Below are 12424 nucleotides of genomic sequence, written 5' to 3' on the forward strand. Positions count from 1 at the left end.
CCTCCGGTTACGGTGCGGTCGTGGTCAGGGTGCCGAGACGGTGCGCCCGGTAGGCGCGGACGCGGTCGATCAGGTCGGGGTCCGGGGCCACGTCGGCGCACCCGCTGAGCACGTGGTGGCCGAGGAAGCCCAGGAACGCCTCCCGCTCGGGGGTCAGACCGAGCCGGTTGTTGTGGGTGTGCAGATAGCCGACCAGCAGCACCCGCCGGCGACGCGCGTCGTCCGCGTCCGCCCCGGCCAACGCCACCGCGGGCAGCACCGTCGGATCGGCGTGCTCTGCGGCGACCGCCGCCCGTACCGCGGTGCTGTAGCCGTCGGCCAGTGGGAGCGTGGCGAGCGTCCGTCGGGCCTGCCCGGTCACCGGGCCGTCGCAATCCGCAAGCAGCGTCGGCCAGGTCTCCAGGAACTCGTCGAACACCCACGGCGACCACAGCAGGCAGTAGTCGCGGAAGAAGACCGCCACCTCGGCCGGGGAGAGCCCGGCCGCGCAGAGCCCGCGCAGCATCATCGTGAAGCCCAGGCCGAGCCGGCGTTCCGGCTGCGCGGCCAGCCGTGGCAGGGCGGCCAGCACGAGCCTGGAGCTGCGGTCGAAGAACTCCTCGGCGATGGCCACCCCGCCCGGGCCGCCGTACTTGTCGTACTCGGGGGTGTAGGCCGCCACCCGGACGGTGTCCGGTGGGTACATCCGCCCGAGGGGCACGGCCTCCAGAGCGGCCATCGTGGGCTGCGCTTCCCGCATGAACTCGTCCTGGTCGAACTCGACGTCGTCCGGGTTCTCGCGCAGGTACCGGGTCGCCGCCTCCGCCAGCTGCGCCACGACGGCGTCCGCGGCGGCCGGGTCGGTGCGCACCCGCACCCGGATGTGGTGTCCACCCTCCCAGTAGCGCAGGAAGAACGAGCGCCGCACCGCGCCCTCGGCGCGTAGCCGGGCCAGCACAGGTGCCAGCCCATCGACGAGGAACGCGTCCTGACGGCCGAAACGGTGCACGTGCAGACTGCGCCAGACGTCATCCGACATCGGTCACCGCCCGGTTGAACTCCACGAAGAACTCCTCGGCCGCAGCGGGCTCGTTCTGGCGCTCGGGTATTGGCAGGCACTCGTGGAGCAGCACCGATCCACCCGTCATCGCCCGCGCCTGCTTGGCGAAGACGTGACACAGGAAGGGGTTGCGTACGTCCAGGTAGTGCGGTTTGTGTAGCCGGGCGCTGCGCGCCTCCAGCGCCCACTGGCGGGTCTCGGCCAGCAGGTCCCGCGTGCCGGTGGGCACCACCGGTGGCGCCATCATCCGGAAGAACAGCTCCCGTGGCAGGCCGACGGAGCGGCACCAGCTGTCGAAGGCGGCCAACCCGCTGACCTCGTAGCGCTCCAGCTCGGCCAACACGGGGAGCTGGTCGACGCCGAAGCGCCAGGACCGCCGATCCAGCACCAGGTCGCCGAGGACCAGCCGGGGACGGGGGCCGGTCCGCGGGCCGTCGGCGCGGTCCAGCTGGTCCCACAGGCCACCCCGATAGGTGCGGGTGGGCGCGAACACGCACAGGAACCGGTACAACATGGGCGCCGCCGCGGGATAGAGGAAGTTCAGCGGCACCAGGTCGATGGGCTCGCCGTCGCGGCCGGAGACCAGCACGAGCCGGTGCCGCTCCGGATCGGCCCGCACCGTGAGGTCGGCGAGCGCCATCGCCGCCCGGCCACCGGGCGCGGCCACCGAGCCCGGGTACACCAGCTCCAGCGGGCTCAGCCGGGGATGCAGGTTGAAATTCAGCCCCAGCACCAGCGTGAGGTCGGTCTGCCGGGGAGCGGTGCGGGCGACGTGCCGACGCAGTGCCGTGGCGAGGTCCCAGCCGTCACCGTCCTCCGGCTCCAGCAGATCGCAGAACCGGGAGAAGAACACCCCGTGCCCGGTGGTCATGCCGTTGACCACCGCTCTGCTGCCCGCCTGGTCGAACTGCACCCGGTACGCCGCCGACCGCCACGGCTGCACCGACGCGGGGAGCCGGTCGGTGACGGCACGTAGGTCGTCGGGGTCCAGCGTGAGCTGCTCCGCCTCCGGGGCGGCGCCCAGGCGCGCCCGTAGCAGGTCGAAGAACTCGCCACGCATCGCCCGGACACCCTCGCTGGCCGGATCGTCCACGCCACACATCACCGCGCTCGCCTCCGCCGGCGGCAGCTCGGAGAACTGCCGGTACAGCTCCACGAGCGGCACCTCGGCGGTCGCGCCGAACCGTCGGGTGAAGAAGCGGTACAGCCCCAGCTTCTCGATGGTGGCGTCGTCGAGTACCGGTACCAGCCGCTGCAACAGGTCGAAGGACTCGCGGTTCGCGGTCAGCAGCTCCGGCCGCCACGAGCCCGGCCGGGCGTTGGTGCCGAGGTCCTCGTACATGGCCGCGCGCATCGCCTCCCGCGCCGGGGGCGGCCCGCCGCACACCTCGGCGAACCGGTGTACCAGCTTCCGCAACTCGGCGAGCAGACCGGTGCGCCGCCGGGCGCTGGCGACCCCGTAGGAACGTTCGATGACGCTGAGCCGTTCGAAGATCTCCGCGCAGCTCGCCGCCGCCGGAGTGTCGACCTTCCGCAGCAGCGCCGCGGTCCGCCTGGCCAGGTCGGTGGTCTGGTCCGGTAGGCCGATACCCCGATGGCACAGGCCGACCTTGACCAGCTTGTCGATGGTCTCCCCGACCGCGGTGGGCGCCAGCCCCGCCGCCACGAGCCGCTCGCGGAGCTGTCGTACCGTCAGGTCGCCCTCGCCCAGCGCGGACGTCAGGATGCGGACCAGGTCGGTGTGGCGCGCGACGATGACCCGGTCCGGATCGAACCCGTCGTCGGCGCCCTCGATGGGGCGGCGGACGAAGACCGCGCGACCGTCCCGCACCGCCAGCGAGTTGTTTAGTCGTATCCGCAGCAGGTCGTCGGCGCCGTCGATGCGGTGGAGCTGGTGCACCATCCACATGAGCAGGCCGACGCTGAGCCGGACCTGGGTGCGACGGGTTCCCGGCGTCCCCCGCCACTCCCACGGCCCGGCACCGATCTCGGTGAAGGCGCCGAACGGGGAGGGTTTGAGCGCCACCCGGTAGGCGAAGCTCGTGATCGTGCTCTCGGCCCGCCGGGCCCGGCTCGGTTTGCGGCCCTGGTCGAACGGGTCCGCCGCGTACGCCATCACCTCGCGGTAGACGTCCTCGCCGGAGAGCTGCACCCCACGCTGGAACTCCTCACCCTGGGCCACGGCCGCCAGCGTTCGACGCCCGGCGGTCAACTCCGCGGACAGCGCCTCCCGGACCTCCGCGGCCAGGGCGTCGGCCGCATCGCGTTCCCGGCACCACTCGTCCAGCAGGTGCCGCACCGGCTCGGGCAGCAGGTCCCGCCGGTACGGCGGTCGGGCCACCCGGTCGTTGTGCACGACGCGGCGGAGCGCCAACAGGTCGCGACGGTCCTCGGGTGACGCCTGCGGCACCAGGGCGTGCAGCGCGTCACCCAGTTTCTCCGCCAGGGGCTGCCGTCGCCGCGTCGTGGCGTCGACCTCGTCCAGCAACGCCCAGAACCGCCGGGGGACCAGGTCGTCCAGGGCGGCCAGGCCGATCGTGCCGCGCCGGAAGAGCGCGTACGGACTGAATTCTCCGGTCATCGGGGCCTCACCGTCACCTCCCACTCGGAGCCGGCGCGCACGACACCGACACAGATCTGCGCTTGCGCGCCGGAGCCCTGGCCGTCCAGGCCGTACGCGGCGTCGACGGCCGGCGCGTCGAAACCGAGGAACGGGTGGTTGCCCAGCCCGACCGCCGTCGCCGCCAGGACCACCGCCTCCATCGCCACGCCCACGGCCAGTTGCTGCGTGCGGTAGTTGCGGGCCGACCGGCCCGCCTGCCGGGGCGAGGCGACGGCGTGCACGGTGAAGGCGGCGAGTTCGGCGTTGACCGAAGTGCCGAAGAGCGCGCCCTGTAGGTACGGGCCGAGGTCGGGGTCCGGGCCGCGACCGACCGGGATGAGCCGGCCGTCGTGGTGGGCGTACCAGCCCGCCGGGACGCCCGGCACCCGGTGCACGGCCGTGCAGAAGGTGATCTCCGGCAGCGTCGGGCCACCGCGGCGACGCAGGGTGGTGACCGCTGTGGTCGCCTGCCGCAGCACGGTGGCCAGCTGTGCCGGGCTCGCCGGCCGGCCCGTGAACTGTCGACCCCCGGACCGCCGGCGGACGATCACGTCCTCGTCGGTGAGATCGACCGCGAGGGGCGGGGGCAACTCCACCGTCCCCGCCCGGACGGCACCGGACGCCGCGACCGGAGCGGCGGGGGGCGCCCCGGCGGCCACCGCCCGAGCTGACGGGGCAGAGCGGGCGGACGCGTGCACCATGTCGAAGACCGGTGATCGTTTGACCCGGCGTGACCGCTCCACCAGGCGGGGCGTCGCGACGGGTGGCGAGGCGGGTCGGCCGGTCACGTCGGCACCGCGGGTCGCCACGTTCGGGCCGCAGCCGACGACGGCGTACACGCTCTCGTCGCGGCTGTCCACGCCCAGGCAGTCGTTCAACGAGTCGTCGGCGAAGTCGGTCCGCAACCACGTGGCGCCGAACTCGCTCCCGGCCAGGCGCAGCAGCCGCCCGAGCACGACTCCGGCATCGACCGCCCCCAGGCGGTAGGAGAAGTCGCCGTACTTGTAGAAGTTCTTCCAGAACCGGCTGGTCAGCAGCACCACGAGGGCCGGGAGCGGCGCGTCGGCGGCGAGACACAGGCCCTCCCGCAGGCGCCGGGTCGGGCTGTCAGCGGGCAGCGCCAGCAACTCCAACCGGTACGGGTCGACGTGGCAGAGCCGATCGCTCCCGGTGAGCACGACGTACGCCTCGGTGGGATGCATTGCGCCCCCCGACGGAACGGCCCGCCGCAGCGTCGCGGTCGGCCCGCGGACCGCGGTCACCGCCACCGTGCCCCGCAGCACCCGGGCCAGCGCACCGGTCGCCGGTGCCCGCTCACCGCCCTGGTGTACCTTCACCGGCCAGGGGCCGTCGCTGAAATCAGCCCGCCAGCCGGGCGGGTTCGCCGACTGCGGATCCTCGCGGAGCAGTCGTAGGTGCTCGGCGACCCGATCAGGGGAAGGGGTGCGGGACACTGCCCACCTCCTCGCCGGGGAGCAGTTGGCTGCCGTACGGGACCCCGGTTCCGTCCGTGAGTCGCGGCAGCCCCTCGGTACGCCGGTTGACGTGCCCGAACGTCATCGGCACCAGGCCGGGCACGATGACCCGGACGCAGTGCAGCCCGTTGCGGGTCAGCTCCGGCATGCTCTGGTCCACGACCAGTACGTCGAGGCCGGCGGCGAGCAGATCGCCGACCGCCCGGCGCAGATCGGCGCGGATGTCCAGGTCGTGCTCGACGACCGTCCCCGGGATCTCGGCCAGCGGCACGGTCGGACGCCGCCCGTCGAGGAGGAAGGCGTAGCGGCCCCGGGCCTCGGGTAGGGCGCCGACCAGTGAGTGATCCTCCATCCGCCGGATGAGGGTCGGATCGGCGAGCATCCGCAGCCCGTCGGCTCGACGGCTCGGATAGCTGTGCCGGGTGGCCAGGATGCTGCCGATCAGCTCGTGCAGTCCGCCGAGGACCGCCTGCCTCGGGTCGGGGTGCGCGCCGGACCCGGCGAAGACCGCCGGAGCGTCGACCGCCCGCCCCCGCCCGCCCGCACCCTCCGCGACGAGCCAGAACGTCGGCAGGTGGTACTCCATGGTGGACTGGAAGCACCGGAAGTCGAATCCGGTGAACAGGCGTGCCTTCCGTAGCAGGGTGCCGAGCTCGCCGTCGTCGGGCAGCTCCACCTCCGGCAGGGCCAGGCGTCGATACCAGGTGAGCAGGAACGAGTCCCGCTCGGCCACCTCGCGCAGGCCGTGCAGGATCGCCTCTTCCACCGAGTTGCCGAGGGCGCATCCGTTCGAGGTGTCGTAGCAGAACGACACCTCATCGTCGTGCCGAGGGCCCCAGAACGCGGCCCGTTCGGGGATCAGCACCCGCTCACCGTCGCGGAACGAGTACGCCCACACCCAGTCGACGACGGTCTCCGGGTCGAAGGCCCGGTAACGGAAGCCGTCCATGGCGTACGAGCTGGTCGGGTGCGTACCCAGCCGGGGCGGGTACAGGGCGTGGTCGGCGATATCGGCGTACGCGGCCCGGACCGGCGCCCGCCGACCGCCCCGGTGCATTCCGGCGTAGCGCTCCAGGCCCTCGAGGACCGCGATGGTGCGGCTGTCGGCGTAGCTGCGCGCCCGACCGATGGCCGGCTCCCGCCGGCCCCACCGGGTGGAGAGCTCCACTGAGCAGGCGCCGTAGGGGTTCTGCAGGTCCTGCTTGAGCTCCTTGAACAGGCCCAACCCCGGGAACAGGTAGTCGGCGGTGACGGTCCTGGCGTCCAACTGTGCGGTGCGCAGCGTCGCCGGGGCCAGCTTCTGCAGGGCGACGTCCACGGGGGTGAACGTCGGCACGGTATCGGCTCCCGGCCGGCCGCAGCCGACGCAGGTGGAGTCCGGCAGCAGGACCTGCGGCTCAGCCGTGCCGGCTTCCGCGTCCACGACCAGGACCGACCCGGGTGGCACCAGGGTCCCGGCGAGGGATGCCTGCGTGTACCGCTCCACCATGGCCAGCGCGGCCGGGCGGAGGGTCCACACGTCGACGTCGCGGTGCGAGGAGTCCGGTGCCGCATCGCCGTCGAGATCGGGACCGAACGGTGTGTTCGCGACCCGGGTGACCAGGCAGCGGACGCACCCCGCCCGGCCGGGCGCCCACACCGGGCCGATGTACACCAGGCCCCGCCACGTGCCGACGAAGAGCAGCGAGCGCCCGAGCCCGACGCACTCCACCATGGTGTCGTGGTAGGCGTCCACCTCGGTGAGCTCGGCGACCAGGACGCAGACACCTCCGGGGTCGCTCCCGGCGGGCCGCACCAGCCGCGCGGCGAGCTGCCTCGCCAGGAAGCCCACTCCGACCACGTCCACCGTCGACGTGAGCGCCGCGGTCACGGAAGCTCCCCCGGAATGGCGATCACGTACGCCTCGCCGTCGAGGAAGCCGAGCAGGTGACCGAGGTCCCGGCCGGGGTCCCGCCGGGCCTGCCCGCCGAGCCGGGCGAGGGCGTCGGACCAGGTCCGAACCGGCGGCGCCAGGTGCCCGAGCACGTACCGGTCGGCGGTTGTCCCGGACTCGTCGGCCAGACCGTCCGCGACGGCGCGGAGCAGGGCGTTGTCGCGGGCGTGCGCGGTGTCCACGCCGAAGCCGGCGACGGTACCGCCGCCAGTGCTCAGCAGGACGCGGACGAACCCGGTGGGCATCGTCTGCACACTGTCGAGTCGCCACTCTCGACCGCCGGCGGTGAGCTCGTCGACGAGGAACGCGCCGATCGGGCTCGTCACCGCGTCCGTAGCGGCATCGGTCTCCGCACCGGCGGGTGCCGCGGCGTCGGCTGCCACGGCGGCGGAGGCTGCGAGGCGGGCCCGGTAGCCGGCCTCCGCGCGGGACCAGCCGGCGCCGACGTACCAGCCGGGTGGGAGCACCCCGGCAGCGACGGCCAGCTGCCGGCCCAGGTGCTCCAGCGTCACCAGGACCACCTGGTTGCGCGCCTCACGCGGCGACACCGAGCGGCAGGCGATTCTGGTGGTCAGCTGTGCGGCGGCGGTGCTGTCGGGCTCGGCGACCCGGCAGATGCTCACCGCCAGCGGAAGCTGGTCGGCGTCGCCCTCAGCCAGGTGGTGGATCGGCCCGAAGAGGTGGTCGGTCCAGCCCGAGGTCACGGTGACGATGCGGTCCGCGACAGCGACCAGGGCCGCGCTGTCCTCGGCCGCGGGGATGTCCGGACGGACCAGGTCGTCCTCGTGGCTCGGCGTGGCCGGTGAGGATCCGCGCGGAGTCGGCGGCGAGCTCGACCCGTGCAGGGGGCAGCTCGGGTGGCGGCGTGGCTTGTGGGTGCGCACGATCGGAGCGATCGGTTCCACGGTGGCGATGCGCCCGAAGCCGGCGCGCGGCACACCGGCCAGGGTGGTGAAGGCGTGTTGGGCCAGGTGCAGAGCCGCGACCGCGGCCGGAGCCGCCGCCAGCGGAAGCGGCTGGCCGGTGACCGCGACGGCGTGGGCCGCCAGCCATCGGTGGAGGCAACCCCAGCAGCTGTCGGGCCCGCCCGGCAGGGCCACGGTGAAGTCGCCGCACCGGCCGAGGACCCCCAGTCCGCGACCGGAGTCGCGGAGCCGGCGCTGGGCCGCGCCGACGCGGGCCACCGCGTCCGGGTCGTCGCCGAGTGTCTCGTCGGCGATCAGCACCATCGGGGCGTCCAGCTGGCCCGCCCGGTCGACCAGATCCGTCGGGTGGATCTCGTCGAGGTGGTGGATCTCGTAGCGCAGTTGGCTGTCCCGCCGGACGGCTGCGGCGAGTACCGCGGTCACCTGCTCGTCGGCCGCCTTTGTGGTCAGGACGTGGAGGCGGGCCAGTCCGAAGTCGGTCAGCGCGCCGAGCAACGCGGTCAGCGCGACACCACCGCCGGCGACCAGCAGGGGTGCCGACCGGGCCCGGTGGAACCGCGTGACGGGTCGGTCGGCGTGCAGATCGAGGAAGTCGAGCTGGGCCGGGTAGAGCTGCCGCAGCCAGTCCGGCACCGGCTCAGCCGGGTGCCGTGCCTCGGCGACCAGGCCGTTGCGGGCCAGCGTGGCGATGAGCTCCAGTACCGAGCGCCGGGCCGTCTCGGACAGCCCCGACACCAGGTCGTCAAGGGTGCGCTCGCCGTCCAGGTTGCCGAAGACGGCGGCGACCAGTTGGTACGCGCCGGCGCCCCGGATCGTGAACGACCCGGAGTTGTTGCTGAGCCGTACGCCGTCGGCACGCCGGACGTAGAACGCGTCCGGCCGGACGGTGAACCGTCTGGTGTCGGGCATGGTCATCGCAGCTTTCCGTTGGCGTTGTAGACGGCACCGGCAGCCAGCTCGGAGACGACGTCGACGACCCCGGGCCGTTCGTTCTCCGCCAGGTCCTGGCAGTGCTCGCGGACGGCGGCCGGGTCGACCTCGCCGACGATCCGGGCGACGAGGCGCTCCAACCCGGAGTCGGTGCGCTCGATGAGGACCCGCGCGTCCGCCACGCCGGGCAGGAGCAGCAGGTGCCGTTCGATCGCCCGGGGGTAGACGAGGACGCCGCGCAGCTTCTCGCCGCCGTCCACCCGGCCCTCCAGGCACAGGTTTCCGGCCGCGTCGAATCGCCCGTAGTCGGTGCTGGCGACGTGGTCACCCGTCGGGCGGGGCGGCTCGCCGGGGCGCCACAGGTGGTGACAGCAGTCCACTCCGGAGACCGCGACCCGGCCGATGCCCCGGGCGTCCGGGTTCTGGATCCACACGGCCTTGCCCGGGATCGGCGCTCCGACGTGCTGGTTGTGGCCCGGGTCGGGGTCCACGGCGATGGCCCCGGTCTCGGCGGTGCCGTACAGGTTGGCCGGTGACACACCTCGGAACCGGTCCCGGATTAGGTCGACCCGGGTCTTGGTGACGTGCCCGCCGCCGAGGAACAGGGCGACGTGCCCCATTTCCAGCGGCGTCGGGGTGCCGACGCAGGCGGCGGCGGCGACTGCCGGGACGCTGAGTACGAACGTGTCTCCGCGCGCCTGCGACACCGCCGACCAGTCGTGTGGCGGGAAGACCACCAGATCCCGTTGGAGGAAGAGGCTGGGCAGCACGGTCATGAAGAACGCGGCCGAGAACTGCAGTGGCAGGCAGGTGGCGAGTGTCGTCGGGGTGCGCCCGGAGAACGCCGGTCGCAGCATCGCCTGTTCGTAGTGCAGGGCGACCAGTTCCCAGGAGTCCGCGTGGCCGATGGCGAGCTTCGCCAGACCGGTGCTGCCGGAGGTGGCCACCCCCCACAGGGGCCGGTCGGTGATGCCGACGAGGGGCGGGTCGATCTCGTGCAGACCCGGCATGAGTTCGCGGCGGCCACCAGCGACGGCGTCGACGGTGGCCCACAGCAGCGTGGTGTCCGGCACGCTGGCCACCGCGAACAGCGCGGCGAGGGAGGCCAGCCCGGAGGTCGGGTCGACCACGTACGCGCCGCCGGGGCGCACCTGGTCACAGCGGGAGGCGGACAGCTCGGCCCAGGTGGCGTACTGTCCGCCCCAGCGAGCTCCGGTAGTGGTCGCCGGTGTGGTCAGGAAGCGCTGGAATGCTGGCCGACCCATGCCACCCACCCCTCGATCGTCCGGGGCCCGTCCTCGGCGGGCGCGCCGTAGCCCTGGTTGGTGAGGTACGCCCGCACGACCACCGCCTCCAGCGAGTCGAGCGTGCGGTGCGGGTCTTCCTCCTGGACCAGGTGGGAAAGCTGCGCCCGCAGGTCACTGCTCACCGTGCTGTCTCCTTTCGCCAGAAGGCCTCGACGGCCTCGTTGAACTGTTCCGGGGCGTCGTGGCTGGCGATGTGTCCCGCGCCGTCGAGGACGTGCCCCCACACGCGGGGGCCGTACCGGCGCGCGTCGGTTGCGGCGACCCGCTCGACCGACTTGAGCGTGCCGTTGACCAGCAGCGTGTCGACGTCGAGCGCGGCCAGGTCCTGCGGTCGCACCAGCGCCGTCGTCTCGAACGCACGCTCGACGTGCTGAGTGAAGGCGGCCAGGGTGGCGCGCCATCGCGCGCCGTGCAGCCGGTCGTACTCCGCCATCAGGGCGGCGTCCGCGTCGACGAGCGTGCCGAAGCCGGCCAGCAGGGTGAGGAAGACGTCGCGGTCCAGTCCCGGCGCGAAGCCGGTGAGGACCAGCGATCGCACCAGGTCGGGCCGGGCGGCGGCGGTGCGGGTGGCGAGCGGACCGCCCAGGTAGGAGGCGGCGACGAGCCGTCCGGGCCCGAAGCGTTCGACGAGCGCGACCACGTAGCGCAGCGCGGTGTCGAGGTAGTCGGGCCCCGCGTCGAGGCGGCAGCGGCCGTGCCCGGGCAGGTCGATGGGGATGACCTGGTACCGGCCGCTCCAGGTACGGATCTGGCCGCTGAAGTGTCCGTACGCGGTACCCAGCAGCCCGTGCAACAGGTACACGGGCTGCTGGTCGTCCTGCCTGCTCAACCGATCGCGACGGTCGCCACGCCGGCGGGGTCGACGAAGTGGTCGACCTGTAGTCCGCTGGCTTCCAGCCGGCTCAGGATGTGACGGGGCCGGCGCAGGTCGGCAACGAGGAACTGGGAGGTGTTCGCGTCGTTCTGCGCCTGCCTGTCCGACCGGTAGGGGGCCACGTCGGGGCTGCCGGGGCTGAACACGCCGGCGAGGCCGACCGCCCGGTCCTGGAACTCCTGCGGTTCCCGGGTGGTGAGTACGAGCCGCTGCTCGGGGCAGGCGAACGCGATCGCCGCCATCATCCGCAGGTAGTCGTCGTCGTTGATGCGGGTGGTGTCACGGGAGGCGTTGGCCGGACGCATCCGGGGCAGCGACAGATCCACGATCGCCCCGCGGTCGCGCAGGTGAGTGCCGTGGGCGACCAGGTCGACGAGTTCTGCGGAGACGTCGTCGTGCAGGCCCACGAGGACGCCCGGGTTGACATACCGGAATCCGGCGTCGAGCCAACGGTCGAAGGAGACGACGCGGCGGTCGAAGTTGGCCTTGGGCACCTCCAGCGGCGTCTTTCCCATGAAGCGCCGGTAGGTCTCCCGGTCGTAGGACTCCTGGAACACGCACATGGTCACCGGCTCGGTGGGCCGGATCCACTCGGCGAGGACGTCGATCTCGTCCGGTTCCATGCTGCCGATGTTGAAGTAGATCCGTTCGAAGCCCATGTCCAAGGCGGCACGCATGGCCCAGCCGATGCGGAAAGCCGTGCTCAACCTCGTGTACTTGTCCTGGTACTCGCCCGTCAGGAAGCCGACGCCCCGGACGCCTTCGTGAGTGAAGAGGATGTTGAGCTGCTCAAGGAGCTCGTTCCGGCCGGAGAACTTGCGTTCCATGCGGCTGTTGCCCTTGCGCATCGAGCACATCTTGCACTCGGAGTCGCAGTGGTTGGTGGTGTAGAGCGGCACGAACGTGTGCAGGCGGGGCTGCCGGACCGCGCAGCGCGCCTCGGCCGCGGCGATCAGCTCCGCCGTCGAGACGGTCCTGTCCTGCCACAGCGCGAGCGCGACTGCGGGCCGACTTTCGGTCGGCTCCTGGCCGACGGGCAGCGTCAGGACCGCCCTCGTGTCGACCGTTTCGGCCTCCTTTTGAACCGTTGCGAAGTCCGGCTTGACAAAATCTGTCGAAGCGGTGATGGCCTCTTCCCCCACGACATTCCCTTCCAGCAGTTGGGCGACTAAATCGCCGTTAATGCTTGCTGTCAGGAGTGCGATCACGGTCGCACCCCCGTCGTGTCTGCGGCGACGCTACCGCACTTCGATCAATGCCGAAAGGTGCCCTTGACGGTTCACAATTGTGATGCTAGAAGCCGTCGGCGAGTCTGCGGTCGCCCCCGCCGAGCTGCGA

At 72.4% G+C, this 12424-nt stretch carries 9 protein-coding genes; all 9 read right to left on the bottom strand.

The window, feature by feature from the left end; all coding sequences use genetic code 11:
* Positions 1-7: 7 nt before the first annotated feature.
* The 9 genes from ACH4T9_RS02630 to nocL are packed head-to-tail and all read right to left on the bottom strand — an operon-like array spanning position 8 to position 12228.
* Positions 8-1018 (bottom strand): lantibiotic dehydratase C-terminal domain-containing protein, encoded by a 1011-nt coding sequence (locus ACH4T9_RS02630; RefSeq protein ID WP_396669449.1) that lies wholly within the window; start codon positions 1016-1018, stop codon positions 8-10.
* A complete protein-coding gene (locus tag ACH4T9_RS02635) occupies positions 1008-3620 on the bottom strand; it encodes a lantibiotic dehydratase (RefSeq protein ID WP_396669451.1) in 2613 nt (870 codons plus the stop codon). The genes ACH4T9_RS02630 and ACH4T9_RS02635 overlap by 11 nt, the downstream gene beginning before the upstream one ends.
* Positions 3617-5095: a nitroreductase family protein gene (locus ACH4T9_RS02640; protein ID WP_396669452.1), complete on the bottom strand. Its 1479-nt coding sequence runs from the start codon at positions 5093-5095 to the stop codon at positions 3617-3619. The genes ACH4T9_RS02635 and ACH4T9_RS02640 overlap by 4 nt, the downstream gene beginning before the upstream one ends.
* On the bottom strand, positions 5073-6986 hold the full coding sequence (locus ACH4T9_RS02645; RefSeq protein ID WP_396669453.1) for a TOMM precursor leader peptide-binding protein: 1914 nt from the start codon (positions 6984-6986) through the stop codon (positions 5073-5075). The genes ACH4T9_RS02640 and ACH4T9_RS02645 overlap by 23 nt, the downstream gene beginning before the upstream one ends.
* The gene (locus ACH4T9_RS02650; RefSeq protein WP_396669454.1) at positions 6983-8884 is read right to left on the bottom strand and encodes a PqqD family protein; all 1902 of its coding nucleotides are present in this window, start codon (positions 8882-8884) and stop codon (positions 6983-6985) included. Before ACH4T9_RS02650 ends, ACH4T9_RS02645 begins: the two co-directional genes overlap by 4 nt.
* A gap of 2 nt (positions 8885-8886) precedes the next feature.
* Positions 8887-10170, bottom strand: a complete 1284-nt coding sequence (locus tag ACH4T9_RS02655) for an AMP-binding protein (protein ID WP_396669455.1) — start codon at positions 10168-10170, stop codon at positions 8887-8889.
* Positions 10140-10334, bottom strand: coding sequence for a hypothetical protein (locus ACH4T9_RS02660; RefSeq protein ID WP_396669456.1), 195 nt, complete (start codon positions 10332-10334; stop codon positions 10140-10142). Before ACH4T9_RS02660 ends, ACH4T9_RS02655 begins: the two co-directional genes overlap by 31 nt.
* On the bottom strand, positions 10331-11041 hold the full coding sequence (locus ACH4T9_RS02665; protein WP_396669457.1) for an alpha/beta fold hydrolase: 711 nt from the start codon (positions 11039-11041) through the stop codon (positions 10331-10333). Before ACH4T9_RS02665 ends, ACH4T9_RS02660 begins: the two co-directional genes overlap by 4 nt.
* A complete protein-coding gene (nocL, locus tag ACH4T9_RS02670; protein ID WP_396669458.1) occupies positions 11038-12228 on the bottom strand; it encodes a 3-methyl-2-indolic acid synthase in 1191 nt (396 codons plus the stop codon). The genes ACH4T9_RS02665 and nocL overlap by 4 nt, the downstream gene beginning before the upstream one ends.
* Positions 12229-12424 lie beyond the last annotated feature (196 nt).

Source organism: Micromonospora sp. NPDC020750 (genome assembly GCF_044334565.1).
Taxonomy (GTDB): domain Bacteria; phylum Actinomycetota; class Actinomycetes; order Mycobacteriales; family Micromonosporaceae; genus Micromonospora.

Bases quoted from the DNA above. Each gene is read 5' to 3' on its own strand.
- ACH4T9_RS02630 (WP_396669449.1), bottom strand. From the start codon at position 1,018: ATGTCGGATGACGTCTGGCGCAGTCTGCACGTGCACCGTTTCGGCCGT.
- ACH4T9_RS02635 (WP_396669451.1), bottom strand. From the start codon at position 3,620: ATGACCGGAGAATTCAGTCCGTACGCGCTCTTCCGGCGCGGCACGATC.
- ACH4T9_RS02650 (WP_396669454.1), bottom strand. From the start codon at position 8,884: ATGCCCGACACCAGACGGTTCACCGTCCGGCCGGACGCGTTCTACGTC.
- ACH4T9_RS02655 (WP_396669455.1), bottom strand. From the start codon at position 10,170: ATGGGTCGGCCAGCATTCCAGCGCTTCCTGACCACACCGGCGACCACT.